Genomic DNA, 18,498 nt, shown 5'->3' with positions numbered 1-18,498 from the left:
GTCGTCAGCCGAGCGCTGCGGCCACCTGCGCTTCGAGTGTGCTGACCTGTCCGTCGGGGACGGTCATGCCGCACACGGTCAGCCAGTTCGCCAGCATCCGGTGCCCGCCCTGGGTCAGCACGCTCTCGGGGTGGAACTGCACACCGTGGATGGGGAGTTCGCGGTGCTTCATGGCCATCACGATGCCGCTCTCGGTGTGCGCGGTCACCTGGATCTCGGCCGGGATCGTCTCAGGTAGCACGGTGAGGGAGTGGTACCTGGTGGCCGTGAACGGATTGGGCAGGCCCGCCAGAACGCCATCTGCGTCGTCGTCGTGCGTGACCAACGACGTCTTGCCGTGCAGCAGTTCTGGCGCGCGGTCCACGGTGGCTCCGAAGGCCGCGCCGATCGCCTGATGGCCCAGACACACGCCGAGCAGAGGGGTGCCCTGGTCGGCCGCAGCCTTCACGAGAGGCATGGTCGCGCCGGCACGCTGAGGGGTGCCAGGGCCCGGCGACAGCAGGACACCATCGAAATCCTTGATCGCACCGTCGGGGTCGGCGAGCCGCGCATCGTCGTTGCGCCACACCTGCGCATGCACACCCAGCTGGCCCAGATACTGGACCAGGTTGTAGACAAAGCTGTCGTAGTTGTCCACCACGAGTATTCGCGCGGGCTGTGGCTCATTCACAGTGGTCAACAATACCTGGGTGCACGCGAGGGCCTCCCATCGTCGATCCCAGGTGGGCTAGGTTATAGGGAGACGTTTTTGCCCGCGAACCGAGGAAACCATGCCCAAGTCGAAGGTCCGCAAGAAGACCGATTACACGATCAACCCCGCCAGCCGTACTCCGGTCAAGGTGAAGACCGGGCCGTCGAGCCCGGTGTACGTATCCACCATGCTCGGCCTGATGGTGCTGGGACTGCTGTGGCTGATCGTCTTCTATCTGGTTGCCACTCCTGAGTCGCTCGGCGCCGACGGCAAGATCCTCAACTGGATGTACGAGCTGGGACCCTGGAACTTCCTGATCGGTTTCGGTTTCATGGTGGCCGGACTCCTGATGACCATGAAATGGCGCTGACCAGCCGTTATGGTTCATCCACAGTCTTGAACAACATGTGTGTAATTCATCCCCACTGTGGATAAGGCCTGTGGATAACTCGGCACAGCCTTCTCTCGCCTGGTCCACGCCGGCTGCGATGGGCGCGGTCATGGTGGTCGGCGGCATACTCCTCGGCGGCGCAGCCGCGTTCTCTGCTCCAGACCCGGCCGGACTGGTGCTGATGTCGATCGCGGCATTGTTGTTGGTGGTGCTCGGCGCGATCGCGCTGCTGGTGCGGCCCAGGCTCGCCGTCATCGACGGACACCTGATCCAGATCCGCACCGTGACCGGGGCGCGCAGATACCCATTTGAAGCGGTGCGCCGCGCCCAGGTGCTCACCTACTCGCGCTACGGCCGCCAAGTGCCGCATCTCGAGTTCGACCTCGACGACACCGCGGCCCGCGAAGGGGAAAGACTCGTGATTCTCGGTCGGTGGGACCTCGGGACCAATCCCCTGGACGTGGCAGATGCTCTACGCGCAGCCGGATTGCCCGTGGAGACCAGAAAGTAGCTGCTCGACGCGTTCGATCAGCAGATCAGACCGTGAGTGTTGCCGCGCGCACCACGCCGATCAGCAACGCCAGCACGATCAGCCCGGCGATCGAAGCCCAACCGACTGCGGCGACATTGCGGGCGGTACGCGACCCGGCCGGCAGAAGGCCGGGGCCATAGAGCACCCCTGCGGCCGCGGCGGCACCGAAGACCAGTCCTCCGAGGTGCGCCCACAACGAGATGTTGGGGATGGTCAGCGAAAGAACGATGTTCAGCCCGATCACCCCGAGTACAAACCCCGCCGGGACCTTGGCCCGTAGCACCACCACCAGGGTGGCGCCCATCAGACCGAAGATGGCTCCCGAAGCTCCGGCGTTGATGGCGTTCGGGTTCTCGAACAGCATCACCATGGCGCTGCCACCGAGCAGCGACGCCAGATAGATGCCTACGAATCGTGCTGTGCCCAAGGTGATCTCGACATCTCGACCCAGGATGTACAGCGAGAACATGTTGACCGCGACATGGATCAACGAGAAGTGCAGGAAGCCCGCGGTGAGCAGGCGCCAGTACTCGCCGTCGGCGAGGAAGGGCCCGAAGAGCGCGCCCTCGTAGAAGATCCGCGAGCCCCGGACTTCGGTGAAGCTGCCGGCCTGCGCCACGGTGGCCGCGAACACGGCGACGTTCACGGCGAGCAGGACGTAGGTGGCCCACGGGGTCGTCGACCCGATGCCCCGAGGACCGACGACGGTTGCCCGAGGGGTGGCACGTCCCGATGCCCGGACGCAGTCGACACAGTGCTGGCCGACTGCGGCCGGGGTGAGACATTGTGGACATGCCGGACGGCCGCACCGGCTGCAGGCCAGACCCGTCGGCCGGTCAGGATGCCGGACGCACACCTGGGTGGGTGGCGACGGCGGGTTCTGGAATGTCACACAGACCTCATCTGAGCAGAGCTCGGCACGACCAAAGGGCGGTCTATCAGGACTCGATGGTGACCTTTTCGATGATCACGTCGTCCAGTGGCCGGTCACGACGGTCGGTCGGAACGGCCTCGATCGCCTTGACGACCTTCTGGGACTCCTCGTCCTCGACCACACCGAAGATGGTGTGCTTGCGGTTCAGGTGGGGCGTCGGGCCGACGGTGATGAAGAACTGCGACCCATTGGTTCCGGGTCCGGCGTTCGCCATGGCCAGCAGGTACGGCTGGTTGAAGGTCAACTCCGGGTGGAACTCGTCCTCGAACTGGTAGCCGGGTCCGCCCATGCCGGTCCCGGTGGGATCACCGCCCTGGAGCATGAAGCCCGAGATGATGCGGTGGAACACCGCGCCGTCGTAGAACGGCCCGGCGTCTCCGCCGGAAGCGTTGGGCTTGGAGTACTCCTTCGACCCGTCGGCGAGGCCGGTGAAGTTGGCGACGGTCTTGGGCGCGTGGTTACCGAACAGGGCGATTCTGATGTCACCGTGATTGGTGTGCAGGGTCGCGGTTGCGGTTTTCAATGCTGTGGTCACGGCCTCCATGGTGCCACTGAACGCCGTCGGCGCAGACGTCAGCCAACAGGCAGGTCAGGTTTTGCCGTCGCCACCGCGGGTATTACCCACCTCACGGGAGCCGCGGCCGGCGGTCGCGGCCCCACCACCGTCGAAATCCTCGCTGGTGACGAGTCGAAACGGAAGTGAGACACGATGACCGACGCTAAGAAGGACGTTTCCGGCGCTACCCCAGGTGTCGACGAGGCACCGCAGGAGCCGAGCACAACCCTTGACGGAACCACCGCTCCCGACGCGGCCGAACTCCCGAAAGACGGCAGCGACCTGCCCGACAACTGGGACAACAGCTCGGGATACGCGGGTGCATCGGCCGAACAACTCGAGGACCGATGACCCGCAGTTCCGGGCCGGCCCACAACGATCCCAACCCGGATCCCGCCAACACACCAGGCCTCGAGCCCGGCGGCGGAGTCTCGCCGGGGTCCACCCCGCCCGACGCTCCACAGACCTCTGGCTTGTCGGACTCCGAGCCAAGGACGCGAAACCACTTCCCGCCCACGGGAATTGCGTTGATCATCGGAGTGGTGATCCTGGTTCTCCTGTTCGCGGCCGGCGCGGTCGCGATCATCGCCCAGATGGGCTAGCCACTCGCACCGCCAACGCCCGCAAGTCGACCGTGAGGACGGCGTCATGTGGGCGGCGTTCTGGCGCCGACACCGGTGTTGAGGCGGTCAAGGAGCCAACGCATCGTGGGTGCGGCGGGTAGGTTTGACATGAGGCGATGGGAGCGCAGGATGAACGGCACCTCTGACAGAGGATCGCCGGCCGAGGGTGAAGACGCAGGTCCTGATCAAGCCAAAGCCGGATCCACCACCAACGCGGCTGGCCCGTCGGTGTTCACCGGCATCAGCCAGCTCTGTGAGACCGTCGTGCGGCTCTCCGGGGTCGACGGCGCTGCGATAGCTCTACTCACCCGATCGAGCCGCGTCCGAGACCTCGTCTACGCCACCGATGGAACCGCTCAGCAGATCGACGAGCTGCAGTTCACCCTTGGTGAGGGGCCGTGCCTCGATGCCTATCATGATCACAGCAATCAGCTCTTGCCCGATCTGAGCGATCCTTCCGCGAACGAGCGGTGGCCGGTGTTCGTCGGCGAAGCCCGTGATCTGGGGATTCGGTCGGTTTTCGCATTTCCTGTAGTGGAGAGCGGCAATCCTCTCGGGGTGCTGGAGCTGTACAGGCGCACTGCAGGAGCTCTCGCGGTCGATGAGCTCAATGCCGCCCTCACGATTGCGGCCACCGCTGCGTTCACCGTTCGGCAGAACTGGGACGCGTACCTGGCCAGGAGTGATGCTTTTGAGGGCGCTGACGCCGCGGCGGAGAATCTCAGCGAGGCGCAGGTCGATGCGCCGGGTGCGTTCTCGCGGTCGCAGGTGTATCTGGCGTCCGGCATGGCGGCCGTGCAGCTCGGTGTGCCGGCCGGTGAGGCACTCGACCGCCTGCGGGCATATTCGTACCAGCACGGGAGGTCCATCAAAGACGTGTCCGACGACGTGGTGGCCCGCCGACTGAACCTACGTGACGAAGCCGAGCTGGAGGACACATGAACTCAATGATTCGCTGGGCCGACCGATGAGCGACGTGCTGAACCGGGTCGCGATCGCCGATGTGACCGGAACACTGACAACCGACTTCGATCTGCCGACCTTGCTGCAGACCGTCGTGACCCACGCACGCGAAGGCTTCGACGCGTACTCCGCTGTCATCGTCTTGCGCGACGACCGCCAATCCACCGCAGGCGACGACCTGCACATAGTCGCCGAGTCATGCCAAGCCGGCGTCGGTGCGGACACCGAGCTCAACACAACCGGGCCCGCACTCAACAGTGCCCACGACGGCGCGGTCACCTTGGTCACCGACCTCTCCACCACTGACGACACCCGATGGCCAAGCTATCGCCAACGCGCGCTGTCGACGGGGCTACGCGGGGTTCGCGCCTACCCGATCAAGGCGCTGTCGCTCCCGGTCGGCTCGCTTGTCATCCATACCGAGCAACCCTGGGACGGATCCGGCCAACCCAGTGAGTTCGGGCAGATCCTGGCCAACCTGGTGGCCATCGCGCTGAGCACCGGGGCTTCGACCGTTCGTCACTCGGGGGTGTCGAAATCGGTGGACACGGTGCTCGAGGGAACCAGCGTGGTCGCGACCGCCATCGGCATCATCGCCGAGTACCGCGGCATCGAGATCGTCGAGGCCAGGCACTTCCTGACCCGGCTCGCGCGCGCACATGGTGTCACCGTGACGACGCATGCCCGCGCAGTTGTGGCAGCGCAGAACAGCTCGCCGACCGACCCCGGGGCGACGGGCGTATTCACCCCTCCCACCGATCCTGCGGCCCCTCGCCGGATCGACACATGACCACGACAACTCGATCGGCATCTTTGTCCATGTGAGCCCGGTGGCGGCTGAGGGAGAAAGGCGACAGCGATGAGAGAGCACCACAGCGATCTGCGGGCGGTGACCGAAGAACTTGCCGGCCACATCCGCACGCGCCTTCCCGAGAGCATCGCATCGGTCCTCGAAGGCCTCACCCACAGCGCGGTCGAGCATGTTCCCGGCGCCGATCACGCCGGGATCACCGTCATCACCAAACGCAAGAAGATCACCTCCACTGCCGCGACCTCACGCGCTGCGCGACGGCTCGACCACTTGCAGGGTGAGCTCGGTGAAGGGCCCTGTGTTGATGCGGCAGCACATCAGCACACCATTCGCGTCGACGATCTCTGCGACGAAAAGCGTTGGCCAGCTTTCTCGTCCGCCGCACAGGCGGCGACACCGATCCGGTCGGCGCTGTCTTTCCGGCTGTACTCCGACCGTGAGGCCAACGGTGCACTGAACCTTTACGCGGACAACGCATTTGCCTTTACCGATGGTGCCGAAGAGGTCGGCCTGATGCATGCCACCCACGCCGCTGTCGCGCTCTACGCCGCCCGTCGTCACGACGAGTTCGAGAGTGCGCTGGCATCACGCGACATCATCGGCCAGGCCAAGGGCATGATCATGGAGCGGTACGACCTCGACGCCGTGCAGGCATTCGATCTGCTCAAAAAGCTGTCGCAGGAATCGAATACGCGTCTGGTGGACGTATGCCGGCAGCTGGTTCGCCGGGAACACCCTGCTGTCGATCCGCCGAGGACCCCGCGGGCCGAGCACCGATGAGTTTCGTCTGTCTGCGCCCACTAGGGTGGACAACAGTCCGCATTGGTTTCACCGAGGAGGTTTCATGAGCAAACTCGAATCCGAATTGAAAGCGGTCCGTCAACGTGCCGCCGCCCGCAGCGCCGGGCAGCGGGTGAAGCTCGGTGGTCGACAGACCGTGGCCGGGTTGTCGAACCTCACCCGTGGGTCTGCCGGATTGAGCGTCGCCGGCGCGCGCAAGTCGCTGCTCGGTGCCTCCGCCGCCACCCGAGGAGCAGGCAATGTTGCACTCGCCGGCGCCAAGAAGGTCGCGGCCCAGGCGCGTTCGAAGGAGTCCGAGCTCGCCGCCGAGGCTCGCGAACTCACCGCTGCGTACCGCGACCGGGCCGCCGACGTGCTCCCCGTGACGATCAGCAATCCCACCGTTGTCGATGCCCTCGAACGCGCCGGACTCGTCGAGGCGCTCCCGACCCAGCTGGTGACCACAAAAGCTCCTTCTCGTCGTCGACTGAGGATCGCTTTGATCGTGGTCGGGCTGGTGGGTGCAGGTGCGGCCGCATTCGCGATCAGTCGTCGTACGCGTCCGCAACCGCCATCGGTGGCCGCTGCTCCCCCGCGTCTGGCCGACGTGCCGGTTGTCGAGACCGAAGCCGAGTCCGTCGACCCCGCCGGTCAGTCCACGAACGGGCAATCCGCCAATTGAGGTTGGTGCAGCAGCCGAGGTCGCTGCGGCAGGTACGGTGTGACGGATGAGTGTTGAGAACGGCGAGGGCAACCGACGCCGCCATGGCGAGCCCATCCCGGCATGGCAACCGCGCACCGGACCTGCCGAAGGCCCACCGCCGGGTTACCGGCCCGGTCCCCCTCAGGCTCCGGCCCCGCAAGGTGGTCGTCCGCCCGAGCCGGCTCGTGGTTACGCACCACGCCCTGGTCCCAGTGGGCCCCCGCCCTTCAATCCCGGCCCGGCCGACCGCCCACGAGAAGATCCTCGGCGACGTCAACCGCCTCCCTCCTCTCCGGCACCACTGAGCGGTCCCGCAGCTGGTCTCGGTGCCTCCCCCGCGCCGTTGAGCAGTGCCTATTCGCAGACGTCTGATCCGGCAGAAACCCGTTATGACGGTCCGCAGGGCGACCACCCAGCAGATCAGGAGTCCGGAGCCGAGATGAGCCCTGCGCCCGCGTCGCGATCCAACAAGACGAATGTCACCGCCATCGTCGCCTTGATCTTGTCGGTGCTGGGAGTCACCTCGTTGATCGGGATCATCTGCGGTCACGTTGCGCGCTCACAGATCCGGCGGACCGGCGAGCAGGGTATGCCCTTCGCGGTCGCCGCCCTGTGGGTCGGGTATCTCTATCTGGCAGCGGGCATCTTGGTGCTCGCCGGCTATCTGTACATCGTCGGCCAAGGCAACTGAGCGCTTCAACCACAGGGCACGGACCGCCGGCGCGTGATCGAATTGCCGCATGGACGATGACAAGACCCGCGACATCCGTATCGGCAACGATGAGCGGGGTCGCGCCCTCGACGCACTCGGTGAGCATTTCACCAGTGGTCGACTCGACCACACCGAGTACGAGGAACGCGTTCAGTTGGCCGCGGCCGCGCACACCCGTTCAGAACTCGACGAGCTCTTCGGTGATCTACCCGAGCCCACTCCGTTCGGCTCAGGATCGTCGGCACCTGCGTTCGCACGTGATGCCTCCGCTGCCCAGGCACCTCGCAATCGGGTCCAGAACGGACCTGGCAGGAAGCTGATACAAACCCTGAACCTGTTTGCCGGCGGCGGTACTTTGCTGCTCTTTCTCCTGCTGCAGGTGGTGTTCGACGTCCCCAACGCCTGGCTGGTGTTCATCGTCTTCCCGCTTGTCCTCGGCGGTATCCGCATCTGGTCCGGCCAAGCAGGCGGTGACGACGTGGATTACGACGACGACGGACACCTCGATCAGGCCGAAGTCCGGCGCCGACGTGAGATCGAGTCACGCCGACGCCGGGACTTCGGCTACTGAACGACGCTCACGCGGTCGAAGCGCTGCGAGATCAGAGCTGCGGGATCACCGTCTCGGCGATGAACTCGACGTGCTCGAGGTCGGACATGTCGAGCACCTGCAAGTAGATCCTCGTGGCGCCGATGGCCGCGTAGGTGCCGATCTTGTCCACGATCTCGTCCGGTGATCCCGCCAGGCCATCTCGGCGCAGATCATCGAGCCCGCGTCCGATGTTGTCGGCTCGGCGGGCCAGCTCGGCATCGGAACGCCCGGCGCACACCACCAGCGCCGCTGAGTACGTCAGGTCGTCGGCCGGGCGGCCCCGGTCGGTACAGGCGGCCCGGACCCGTCCGAACGCCGCCTCGACGTCCTCCACGGGCGCAAAGGGCACGTTGAACTCGGCAGCGTACTGCGCGGCCAGGGCCGCTGAACGCTTCTTCCCGGCGCCGCCGATGACGATGGGCGGTGCGGGCGACTGGACGGGCTTGGGCAATGCCGGGGAGTCGGTGACGGTGTAGTGATCGCCCGAATACGAGAACTTCTCCCCGATCGGCGTAGTCCACAATCCGGAGATGACGGCGAGCTGCTCGGTGAGTCGGTCGAACCGTTCACGAAGATCCGGGAACGGGATCGCATAGGCCTCGTGTTCGGCGGCATACCAACCAGCGCCGAGCCCGAAGTCCACCCGACCGCCCGACATCTGATCCACCTGGGCGACGGTCACCGCGAGCGGGCCCGGATGGCGAAAGGTGGCCGAGGACACCAGGGTGCCCAACCGAATGGTGCTGGTCTCGCGGGCGAGGCCGGCCAGCGTGGTCCATGCATCGGTGGGGCCGGGCAAGCCCTCGACATTCATGGCCAGGTAGTGGTCGGAACGGAAGAACGCCCCGAATCCGCCCGCCTCTGCGGTTCTCGCGACCGCGAGCTGGTCGTCGTAGGTGGCGCCTTGCTGGGGTTCTACAAATATTCGCAAATCCATACAGCCACTCTTACGGGCTTTGATCGCGTTCGCCACCTCGGGGGCCTGACGGCCGAATCAGGGTGGTGCAGTTCGTTCTTTGTGGAGCCTAGGAGATTCGAACTCCTGACATCTGCCTTGCAAAGGCAGCGCTCTACCAACTGAGCTAAGGCCCCGTTTGCCGGATCAACCGGCTGTCAGATCTCTCTGACCTTCGGGTAGACCATGCCACACCTCGATGTTGCGCCGAGATTCCGTGAGCAGGCCCGCGACGACGAGTGCGACTGCGGCGATCGCTAGTGCAACTGCCTTCATCCGCTCATCCCCTTGGGTGGTGGTCCCTTGGTTCGGTTCGTCGTCACAGTGGGCCTAGGAGGACTTGAACCTCCGACCTCTTCGTTATCAGCGAAGCGCTCTAACCGCCTGAGCTATAGGCCCGTGAACCGAAGTCAGAGATTACCCGACTGCGTGCCTCCGCGACAAAACGGCTGGTCAAAAGCCCCTCAGTCGCGGTCGGCGAGCGTTACCTCCACACCACCCACGAGGTCGGACGACAGGTTGTAGATGAATGATCCGACGGTGGCCAGAGCGGTGAACAGCACGACGTTGACCGCACCGATCAGAGCCGCGATACCGAACACCCCTCCGGCGCTGATCTCGAACGAGGATTCCGCCGTGGTGTCACTGGACACCAGCGTGCCGAAGGAGTTGTTCAGCTGATCCCAGACGCCCATGCCGTCGAGGATGAGATACAGCACACCCACCGCGATCATCCAGATGAAGAACGAGGCGACCGAGAGCACCGCCGACACCTTGAACGCCGACCAGGGGTCGATCCGGCGGATCTGAACGGCAGCGCGCAACGGACCCATGGCACTCGGCGACGGCATCGCCTCGAACGACCTATTGGCCGGCTGCGAGGCCTCCGGATGATGGATGGCATCGAGGTCGGGCAGATCTTCCTGCGGAAGGTCCCGCCGGTCGATGTTGCGGGTCGGGCCATCGATCGGCTTCGACAGCGGAGACCGACTGGTCGCGTCGGTCTCCGAGCCCGGCAGCTTGGGTGCTGCGGTGCCAGTGATCACCGGGCGTTTGGTGGTCTGCGCCGAGGCACCCGGACCGGGCTGACGACCCGGAGGCGGGCCGGCAGGGCCCCGGCCCGACCCCTGCTGAGGTGGCTGCTGGGGTTGCTGCTTGATCTGCGGCTGTGGGCCGGTTGCCGATGCCGACGGCTGCCCGGGGCCGGTGGGCTGCCCCTGACCGCCTTGCGAGCCGGCACGCTGCCACGGAGGCACGCCACCAGGGCCGGTCCCGTTGCCGGGAGGCCGACCCTGGGCCGGTGCCTGACCCTGACCAGCGTCCGGCCGCGGCGCCTGATCCTGCACTGACACCGAAGGACGTGCGCCGTTGGCCGAGGAGTTCGCCGCGGCGGAGGCCGCCTTGTCCTGCTCACCACCGCTGCCCGACGATCCCTGCGGACCTTTCGGCGGCCCACTGGTGCCGTTCGGTTCGCCCGCGACCTTGGGTTCGTTGGGCTCGTCAGTTGTGCTCATGCGTTCCTTTGCGTTCGCCTCAGCTACTTCTTGCCGGCCGGCCCGTTCTGCGTGTCAGCCGGTTCGTCCGGCTCGTCGGCATTGCGGGCAATAGCCAAGAGCGTAGTTCCTTCGCCCAGGTTCATCAGGCGGACGCCCTTGGTTTGGCGTCCGGCCTTGCGAACCTGCCGCGCACCGGTGCGGATGACGCCGCCCCCGGAGGTGATCGCGTAGAGCTCACTGTCGTCGTCGACGATCACTGCGCCGACCAACGCGCCGCGGCGTTTGTCGTATTGAATCGTCAGGACGCCCTTGCCGCCGCGACCCTGCACGGGGTAATCGCTCATCGCGGTGCGCTTGGCGTAGCCACCCGATGTCGCGACCAGCAGGTAGGTGTCCTCGCGGACCACGTTCAACGACAACAACTGGTCGTCGTCGTTGAACCGCATGCCCTGGACACCCGAGGTCTGCCTTCCCATCGGACGCAGGACGTCGTCGGTGGCCGAGAAGCGGATCGACTGTCCCTTCGTCGACACGAGCAAGAGGTCGTCGTCGGCGCTGCACAACTGTGCGCCCACCAATTCGTCCTCACCGCGCAGGTTGATCGCGAAGATGCCGCCGGAGCGGTTGGAGTCGAAGTCCACCAGACGGGACTTCTTCACCAGACCGTTGAGGGTTGCGAGCACCAGATAGGGCGCATCCTCGTAACTCTTGATCTGGATGACCTGGGCGATGCGCTCCTCGGGCTGGAATGCCAGCAGGTTGGCGACGTGCTGGCCACGGGCGGTGCGGTTGGCCTCCGGCAGTTCGTACGCCTTCGCCCGGTAGACCCGGCCCTTGGTGGTGAAGAACAGGATCCAGTCGTGTGTGGAGCACACGAAGAAGTGCCGGACGATGTCGTCCTGCTTGAGACCGGCGCCCTGCACACCTTTACCGCCGCGCTTCTGGCTGCGGTAGAGATCGGTCTTCGTCCGCTTGGCATAGCCGGTTTCGGTGATGGTGACCACCACGTCTTCGCGGGCTATGAGGTCTTCGTCGGACACATCCCCGTCTGCGGCAATGATTTTCGTGCGTCGCTCGTCGGCGAACTTCTCGACGATCTCGGCCAGTTCGTCGCGCACGATGGCGCGCTGACGCTCCGGCTTGGCGAGGATGTCCTTGTAGTCGGCGATCTCGATCTCGATCTCCGCCAACTCGTCGACGATCTTCTGCCGTTCCAGAGCAGCGAGCCTGCGCAGCTGCATCGCCAAGATGGCGTCGGCCTGGATCTCGTCGACGTCGAGCAGCTCGATCAAACCGGTGCGCGCCAGGTCGACGGTCTGCGACCGCCGGATCAGCGCGATGACCTCATCAAGTGCGTCAAGGGCTTTGACCAGACCACGCAGGATGTGGGCCCGCTCCTCGGCTTTACGCAGCCGGTAGCGGGTGCGCCGGATGATGACGTCGATCTGATGCTCGACATACAGGCGGATCATCTTGTCCAGGCGCAACGTTCGCGGAACACCGTCCACGATCGAGAGCATGTTCACGCCGAAACTGGTCTGCAGCTGGCTGTGCTTGTAGAGGTTGTTCAGCACCACCTTGGCCACGGCGTCGCGGCGCAGCGTGACCACGATCTGCATGCCGACACGGTCCGACGACTCGTCATCGATCCTGCTGATGCCCTTGAGTTTTCCCTCGTTCACCTGTTCGGCGATCGACAGGATCATGTTGTCGGGGTTCACCTGGTACGGCAGCTCGGTGATGACGAGGGTGGTGGCACCCTTGTTCTCCTCGATCCGCACCACGCCTCGCATACGGATGCTGCCCCGGCCGGTGGTGTACGCGTCGCGGATGCCCTGGCCGCCGACAATCAGTCCAGCGGTTGGGAAGTCGGGCCCCTTGATGCGTTCCATGCAGGCTTCGAGGGTGCTCTCCTCGTCGGCCTCGTAGTTGTCGAGTGCCCAGAAGATGGCGTCGGCCACCTCACCGAGGTTGTGCGGCGGGATGTTGGTGGCCATACCCACCGCGATACCGCTCGACCCGTTGATGAGGAGGTTCGGCACCCGTGAGGGCAGGACCGTCGGTTCCTGGGTCTTGCCGTCGTAGTTGGGTGTGAAATCGACTGTCTCCTCGCCGATGTCACGCAACATCTCCATGGCGAGCGGCGTCAGGCGGGCCTCGGTGTACCGCATCGCGGCCGCGCCGTCGTTGCCGCGGGAACCGAAGTTGCCCTGGCCGTCGACCAGCGGATACCGCATCGACCACGGCTGTGCCAACCGCACCAGCGCGTCGTAAATCGCGGTGTCGCCGTGCGGGTGGTAGTTACCCATGGTCTCGGCGACCGGCTTGGCCGACTTGACGTAACTGCGGTCGGGCCGGAACCCGGCGTCGTTCATCGCATAGAGCAGTCGGCGGTGCACCGGCTTGAGTCCGTCGCGGACCTCGGGCAGCGCGCGGCCGACGATGACGCTCATCGCGTAATCGATGTAGCTGCGCTGCATCTCCTGCTGGATGTCTACCGGCTCGACGCGGTCTCCGGCGCCACTGTCCGGTGGCAAGGTGTCGGTCATCAGTTCACTTTCGTCGTGTCAGGTCGAAGCAGATGGAAGTGGAGTCCGTCAGACATCCAGGAAGCGAACGTCTTTGGCGTTGCGGGCGATGAAGCTGCGCCGGGCCACCACGTCCTCCCCCATCAGCACACTGAACAGTTCGTCGGCGGCGGCGGCGTCATCGAGCGTCACCTGACGCAGAACACGCACCGAGGGGTCCATCGTGGTCTCCCACAACTCCTTGGCATTCATCTCGCCGAGACCCTTGTACCGCTGGATGCCGTCGTCCTTGTTGATCTTCTTGCCGGCCTGGGCGCCGGCCTCGAGGAGACCATCGCGCTCACGATCGGAGTACGCGAACTCCGGCGGTGCACCCTTCTGCCACTTGAGTTTGTACAGCGGCGGCTGCGCCAGATAGACGTGACCGTGCTCCACCAGTGGTCGCATGAAACGGAACAGCAACGTCATCAACAGGGTCGAGATGTGTTGTCCGTCAACGTCGGCGTCGGCCATCAGCACGATCTTGTGGTAGCGCAACTTGCTGATGTCGAACTCGTCGTGGATACCGGTGCCGAAGGCGGTGATGATCGACTGCACCTCGGTGTTCTTGAGAACACGGTCGATGCGCGCCTTTTCGACGTTGATGATCTTTCCGCGGATCGGCAGGATCGCCTGGTACATCGAGTCGCGCCCCGACTTGGCGCTGCCGCCGGCCGAGTCGCCCTCCACGATGTAGACCTCGCATTTGCTCGGGTCCTTGCTGCGGCAGTCCGCGAGCTTGCCCGGCAACCCACCGATGTCGTTGGCGCTCTTGCGGCGCACCAACTCTCGTGCCTTGCGGGCGGCCAGCCGGGCGTTCGCCGACTCCACTGCCTTGCGGATGATGATCTTCGCCTCGGCAGGGTTCGACTCGAACCAGTGCGCCAGGTTCTCGTTGCTCACCTTCTGCACAAAGCTCTTGACCTCGGTGTTGCCGAGCTTGGTCTTGGTCTGACCCTCGAACTGCGGGTCGGCGACCTTCACCGAGATGACAGCGGCCAGGCCCTCACGGATGTCTTCACCGGTGAGCTTGTCGCCCTTGTCTTTCACGAGCTTCTTCTCGGTGGCGTACTTGTTGACGGTCGCCGTCAGCGCGGAACGGAAACCCTCCTCGTGGGTGCCGCCCTCATGCGTGTTGATCGTGTTGGCAAACGTGTGCACCGACTCGGCGTATCCGCTGTTCCACTGCATGGCCACCTCGAGCTCGTGGCCGGTGCCCTTGGCCGTGAAGCTGACCACGGAGTTGTGGATGGCGGTCTTGCGGTTGTTCAGGTGACGGACGAAGTCCTCGAGACCACCCGGGTAGTGGTAGATCCGGGTACGGCTTTTCTTCTTGGAGGTCTCCGGCTTGCCGTCGGCGTCGACGACTGCTTCCTCGGCGAGCTCGGTGTTGTCGGCTTCCTCGGCGAGCTCGTCCTCGGACTTGGGGGCCTCGGCCACCTCGACGTCTTCGGCGTCGCCGACCTCGATGGTCGCCGGCCGCTCATCGGTCAGGGTGATGGTCAGGCCCTTGTTGAGGAAGGCCATCTCCTGCAGGCGACGCGCGATGGTGTCGAAGTTGTAGGTGGTGGTCTCGAAGATCTTGTCGTCGGCCCAGTAACGAACCGTGGTACCCGTCTTGCGGGAGGCCTTGCCCTTTTCCAGCGGGCTCGGAACAGCGTGGTTGTACGTCTGGGTCCAGACGAAACCGTCGCGTTCGATCTCCAACTCGACCTTGGTCGACAGTGCGTTGACCACCGAGATACCGACGCCGTGCAGACCACCGGACACCGCATAGGAGTCGGAGTCGAACTTTCCGCCCGCGTGCAGCTGGGTCATGACGACCTCGACCGTGGGGACACCGGTCTTGTGCATCGACACCGGGATACCGCGACCGTCATCGACCACCTGCACTGCGCCGTCGGCACGCAGGGTGACGTCGACACGGGTGGCGTGGCCGGCCATCGCCTCGTCGACAGAGTTGTCGACGACTTCCCAGATCAGGTGGTGCAGACCGCGCTCACCGGTAGAGCCGATGTACATGCCGGGACGCTTACGAACCGCCTCGAGACCCTCGAGAATGCTGATCGAGTCGGCACCGTATTCGCTGTTCCCCTTCTTCTTCGCCGGGGCCTTCTTGTTCGCCTCCGGGTTTGCCGGATCTTCCGGATTCTGGGGTTCGGTGCTGTCGGCCACGAGTGCGTCCGCTCCTTACATCGCCATTGAGTCACACCACGCGGTACGCACCCGGCAGCCATCGCTGTTCTGCTCCCGGGGTTCCCATGCGGCGGTCTACCCCGGTTCGGGGCAACTCTCTACATACTACTGGGTAAGGCGACAAGGAATGGCCCTGCAACACCCCTGACTTGTCCGCAGACGGATTTTCTCGGATGAGACCTAGTCCGACCGACACAGCGGGTACGTCGTCCACGTTCTGACGGGATTCGTGGCCGGTTCGCCGAATCCGTGTCTAGCCGTAGGTGTCGCGGGGTCCCCGACCACGGACATGACGTTCGCCTTTGCGCCAGGACGGGCTCTGCGGACCGGTGATCCGCAGGCTCGTGACCACCCCGTGGCCGGCCGAGGCCGCGATCTTGGCAAGGATCTGGCTCTGGATGAGCCGTAGTTGGGTGGCCCAGGCAGTCGACTCCGCCGTAACGTGTAAAACCTTGTCTCGCAACGCTTTGGGCTGCGCGTGCGCCGCGATCTCGGCGCCGACGATCCGGTCCCACGCACCGAAGACGGTTCCCTCACTGAGCTTGGCGTTCCAGCCGCGACGGCCGGCGAGACCTCCGGCGACACGACCGAGAGGTTGCGGGTCGTAGGGGTCGGGGTGGGCACCGGTCCACGATCTACGGGTGGTTTTGCGCGGTGCGGCCGTCCGTCTGCCAGGAGACGCGCGGCCCTGACCGACGGATTTACCGGCCGCGCGAGCAGCGGCCCGGGCGTCTTCGAGAGCTTTGCGAGCCATGTCGTAGCCGCTGCCCTCGGACCTGCCGCCACCTCCGCCGCCACCGGACTCGCCGCTCGTGCCCGGCTCTTGTCCCTTGCTGGGTTCCTCGGTCATCACCCGACCACCAATTCCGACGTCCGAACGCCTGCCGACTCGATGATATTCACCGCGACGGTCCTGCCGCCGATCTGAGAGGGGATGTCGTCGGCGACCGCTGCGGTGATGAGCACCTGTTCGGCTCCGGCCGCGACGTCGGCGAGCTTCTCGCGGCGCTTGGCATCGAGTTCGGCGAACACGTCGTCGAGCATCAGTACTGGTTCGACGCCGTCGGCACGCACCAATTCGACAGAGCCAAGCCGCAGTGACAGGGCCATGGACCATGACTCGCCGTGACTGGCGAACCCTTTCGCCGGCTCGGTGCCGAGCAGGAGCTCGACGTCGTCTCTGTGCGGCCCGACCAGGGTCACACCACGGTCTATCTCTTTTTGACGCAGTGCCGCGAGGTCGCTGAGCAGTGCCGCTTCGATGTAGTCCACATCGGCCTTCTCCCCGTCCGGCGGGATCACATCGATCGACGCCGACGACCGGTAGCGCATGTTCGCCGGCCGAGAATGGGGCGCGATTGTTGAATACGCCTGTGCCACATGGGGTTCCAGTTGGTTCACCAAATCGATCCGCGCGGCGCTCACCTGGGCGCCGTAGGCGGCGAGCTGGGCGTCCCACACGTCCAGGGTGCTGATCACCGACTCGGCGTCATTGCCACCCCTGCGCAGGGCGGCCGCCGCCGTCTTGAGCAGAGCGGCCCGCTGACGCAATACCCGGTCGTAGTCGGACTTGGCGGCGGCCCACCGAGGACCCCGCATGGCCACCAGTTCGTCGACGAACCGACGTCGCTCCCCCGGATCGCCGCGCACCAGCGACAGGTCCTCGGGGGCGAACATCACCGCGCGCAGGATCCCCAGCACATCGCGTGGCCTTCGGCACGGCGCACCGTTGATGGCGGCCTTGTTGCTGCGAGCTCCGCCGATCACCAGGTCCACCGTCAATTCACGGCCGTCGTTCTCCACCGTCGCGGTGACCCGGGCCTGGTCTGCCCCGGTGCGGATCAGGGGCTGATCAGTACTCACCCGATGCGAACGCAAGCCGGCAACATAGTAAAGCGCCTCGAGCAGGTTGGTCTTGCCGAATCCGTTTCGCCCCACGAAAAGTGTTGTGCCCGGGCTGAGTTCGATGGAGACCTCATCCCAGGAACGGAAGTCGCGCAGCGACAGATTGCGGACGTACACCTGCTCAGATCAACTCCCGGTCAGTCGCCCGACGACTTCGGAACCACCGAGTGTCCGCCGAACTGGTTGCGCAGGGCTGACACCGCTTTGAGGGCGGGTGAGCCGCCTTCTTGGCGTGAGGCGAAGCGTGCAAAGAGCGCCGCGGAGATGACATTGGCGGGTACCGAATGCCTGATGGCTTCTTCCACCGTCCACCGACCCTCGCCGGAATCGGTGGTGTAATCGGAGATCTCGGCGAGGCCGGGATCTTCCTGCAGTGCCTTGACCAGCAGCTCGAGAAGCCAGGACCGGACGACCGTGCCGTTGGTCCAGGCCCGCAGGGTGCCGGTGACGTCTTCGATGAGCGGTTCGGCGTCGAGGATTTCGTAGCCCTCGCCGTAGGCGTGCATCAGTCCGTATTCGATGCCGTTGTGCACCATCTTGGCGTAGTGGCCGGCTCCGACCTGTCCGGCGTGGACAAATCCGTCGGCCCGCTCACCGGGGGGCCGCAGCGCGTCGAAGATCGGCATTGCTCGTTCGACGTCTTCTTTCGCACCGCCGCACATCAGGCCATAACCGTTCTCCAAGCCCCAGATACCGCCGGACACTCCGCAATCGACGTAACGGATTCCCTTGGTGCTCAACAGTTCTGCGTTGATGGCGTCGTCGGTGTACTTGGAGTTGCCGCCATCGATGACAAGATCGCCTGGCGAGAGGATGTCCGAGAGCGTCCGGACGGTGGAACGCGTGGGTTCACCCGAGGGCACCATCACCCAGATGATCCTCGGGGCGTCGAGCGCGGAAGCCAATTCGGCAAGCGATGCGACATCGGTGACCTCGGGACGTGGGTCGTATCCGATGACCTCGATTCCGGCGTTCTTGACCCGGGTTCGCATGAACCCGCCCATCTTTCCCAATCCCACCAAACCCAGCTGCATGGTCTCACCAGTCCTTTGCCAGTCACGGTCCTCGCGGTCAGATGGCCGCGAATCGAT

21 protein-coding genes and 2 tRNA genes are annotated in these 18,498 nt (G+C 65.1%); 10 read left to right on the top strand and 13 right to left on the bottom strand.

What is annotated here, in order from left to right:
* Positions 1-4: 4 nt before the first annotated feature.
* Entirely contained in the window at positions 5-670 is a 666-nt protein-coding gene (locus tag KXR83_RS02055; protein ID WP_030167098.1) for an aminodeoxychorismate/anthranilate synthase component II, read from the bottom strand.
* Positions 671-770: 100 nt separating this feature from the next.
* Here KXR83_RS02055 and crgA point away from each other — a divergent pair, with 100 nt between their 5' ends.
* Complete coding sequence (crgA, locus tag KXR83_RS02050) at positions 771-1,061, top strand: cell division protein CrgA (RefSeq protein ID WP_023959067.1); 291 nt, start codon at positions 771-773, stop codon at positions 1,059-1,061.
* 70 nt (positions 1,062-1,131) lie between these two features.
* Complete coding sequence (locus KXR83_RS02045) at positions 1,132-1,593, top strand: PH domain-containing protein (RefSeq protein WP_437423363.1); 462 nt, start codon at positions 1,132-1,134, stop codon at positions 1,591-1,593.
* A 25-nt stretch (positions 1,594-1,618) separates the two neighbouring features.
* Here KXR83_RS02045 and KXR83_RS02040 read toward each other — a convergent pair whose 3' ends face one another.
* Together KXR83_RS02040 and KXR83_RS02035 are read right to left on the bottom strand one after the other, a co-directional pair.
* Positions 1,619-2,506: a rhomboid family intramembrane serine protease gene (locus tag KXR83_RS02040; protein WP_437423362.1), complete on the bottom strand. Its 888-nt coding sequence runs from the start codon at positions 2,504-2,506 to the stop codon at positions 1,619-1,621.
* Positions 2,507-2,552: 46 nt separating this feature from the next.
* On the bottom strand, positions 2,553-3,092 hold the full coding sequence (locus KXR83_RS02035) for a peptidylprolyl isomerase (RefSeq protein WP_437423361.1): 540 nt from the start codon (positions 3,090-3,092) through the stop codon (positions 2,553-2,555).
* A gap of 165 nt (positions 3,093-3,257) precedes the next feature.
* Between KXR83_RS02035 and KXR83_RS02030 the strand changes: the two genes are divergently transcribed.
* The 8 genes from KXR83_RS02030 (at position 3,258) to KXR83_RS01995 (ending at position 8,267) form a co-directional block, all read left to right on the top strand.
* A complete protein-coding gene (locus tag KXR83_RS02030; RefSeq protein ID WP_437423360.1) occupies positions 3,258-3,455 on the top strand; it encodes a hypothetical protein in 198 nt (65 codons plus the stop codon).
* On the top strand, positions 3,452-3,706 hold the full coding sequence (locus KXR83_RS02025; RefSeq protein ID WP_062796051.1) for a DUF6480 family protein: 255 nt from the start codon (positions 3,452-3,454) through the stop codon (positions 3,704-3,706). Before KXR83_RS02030 ends, KXR83_RS02025 begins: the two co-directional genes overlap by 4 nt.
* Before the next feature lie 150 nt (positions 3,707-3,856).
* The gene (locus KXR83_RS02020; RefSeq protein WP_437423359.1) at positions 3,857-4,669 is read left to right on the top strand and encodes a GAF domain-containing protein; all 813 of its coding nucleotides are present in this window, start codon (positions 3,857-3,859) and stop codon (positions 4,667-4,669) included.
* A 25-nt stretch (positions 4,670-4,694) separates the two neighbouring features.
* Entirely contained in the window at positions 4,695-5,480 is a 786-nt protein-coding gene (locus tag KXR83_RS02015) for a GAF and ANTAR domain-containing protein (RefSeq protein ID WP_437423358.1), read from the top strand.
* 69 nt (positions 5,481-5,549) lie between these two features.
* Positions 5,550-6,281: a GAF and ANTAR domain-containing protein gene (locus KXR83_RS02010; protein WP_437423357.1), complete on the top strand. Its 732-nt coding sequence runs from the start codon at positions 5,550-5,552 to the stop codon at positions 6,279-6,281.
* A 64-nt stretch (positions 6,282-6,345) separates the two neighbouring features.
* Complete coding sequence (locus KXR83_RS02005; RefSeq protein ID WP_437423356.1) at positions 6,346-6,963, top strand: hypothetical protein; 618 nt, start codon at positions 6,346-6,348, stop codon at positions 6,961-6,963.
* 46 nt (positions 6,964-7,009) lie between these two features.
* A complete protein-coding gene (locus KXR83_RS02000) occupies positions 7,010-7,675 on the top strand; it encodes a DUF4190 domain-containing protein (protein WP_437423355.1) in 666 nt (221 codons plus the stop codon).
* A 49-nt stretch (positions 7,676-7,724) separates the two neighbouring features.
* Positions 7,725-8,267 (top strand): DUF1707 SHOCT-like domain-containing protein, encoded by a 543-nt coding sequence (locus KXR83_RS01995; protein WP_437423354.1) that lies wholly within the window; start codon positions 7,725-7,727, stop codon positions 8,265-8,267.
* A 31-nt stretch (positions 8,268-8,298) separates the two neighbouring features.
* Here KXR83_RS01995 and KXR83_RS01990 read toward each other — a convergent pair whose 3' ends face one another.
* From KXR83_RS01990 to gnd, 10 genes are all read right to left on the bottom strand, one after another.
* Positions 8,299-9,225: an LLM class F420-dependent oxidoreductase gene (locus KXR83_RS01990; RefSeq protein WP_437423353.1), complete on the bottom strand. Its 927-nt coding sequence runs from the start codon at positions 9,223-9,225 to the stop codon at positions 8,299-8,301.
* Between the two features lie 82 nt (positions 9,226-9,307).
* Positions 9,308-9,380: transfer RNA gene (locus tag KXR83_RS01985), tRNA-Ala, on the bottom strand.
* A 10-nt stretch (positions 9,381-9,390) separates the two neighbouring features.
* On the bottom strand, positions 9,391-9,519 hold the full coding sequence (locus KXR83_RS01980) for a hypothetical protein (protein ID WP_281504639.1): 129 nt from the start codon (positions 9,517-9,519) through the stop codon (positions 9,391-9,393).
* 49 nt (positions 9,520-9,568) lie between these two features.
* A tRNA-Ile gene (locus KXR83_RS01975) sits at positions 9,569-9,642 on the bottom strand.
* A 65-nt stretch (positions 9,643-9,707) separates the two neighbouring features.
* Complete coding sequence (locus KXR83_RS01970; RefSeq protein WP_437423352.1) at positions 9,708-10,757, bottom strand: DUF3566 domain-containing protein; 1,050 nt, start codon at positions 10,755-10,757, stop codon at positions 9,708-9,710.
* Positions 10,758-10,780: 23 nt separating this feature from the next.
* On the bottom strand, positions 10,781-13,288 hold the full coding sequence (gene gyrA, locus KXR83_RS01965) for a DNA gyrase subunit A (RefSeq protein WP_023954152.1): 2,508 nt from the start codon (positions 13,286-13,288) through the stop codon (positions 10,781-10,783).
* 48 nt (positions 13,289-13,336) lie between these two features.
* Positions 13,337-15,373: a DNA topoisomerase (ATP-hydrolyzing) subunit B gene (gyrB, locus tag KXR83_RS01960; RefSeq protein WP_437423596.1), complete on the bottom strand. Its 2,037-nt coding sequence runs from the start codon at positions 15,371-15,373 to the stop codon at positions 13,337-13,339.
* A gap of 382 nt (positions 15,374-15,755) precedes the next feature.
* A complete protein-coding gene (locus KXR83_RS01955) occupies positions 15,756-16,352 on the bottom strand; it encodes a DUF721 family protein (protein ID WP_437423351.1) in 597 nt (198 codons plus the stop codon).
* Complete coding sequence (gene recF, locus KXR83_RS01950) at positions 16,352-17,524, bottom strand: DNA replication/repair protein RecF (protein WP_437423350.1); 1,173 nt, start codon at positions 17,522-17,524, stop codon at positions 16,352-16,354. Before recF ends, KXR83_RS01955 begins: the two co-directional genes overlap by 1 nt.
* Before the next feature lie 20 nt (positions 17,525-17,544).
* Entirely contained in the window at positions 17,545-18,441 is an 897-nt protein-coding gene (gene gnd / locus KXR83_RS01945) for a phosphogluconate dehydrogenase (NAD(+)-dependent, decarboxylating) (RefSeq protein WP_116916346.1), read from the bottom strand.
* Between the last annotated feature and the right edge of the window lie 57 nt (positions 18,442-18,498).

This window comes from Williamsia muralis (assembly GCF_051487485.1).
Classification (GTDB): Bacteria; Actinomycetota; Actinomycetes; order Mycobacteriales; family Mycobacteriaceae; genus Williamsia; species Williamsia muralis_B.
Note: the sequence above shows the minus strand (reverse complement) of the source record. Positions and strands in the feature narration are given on the sequence as shown.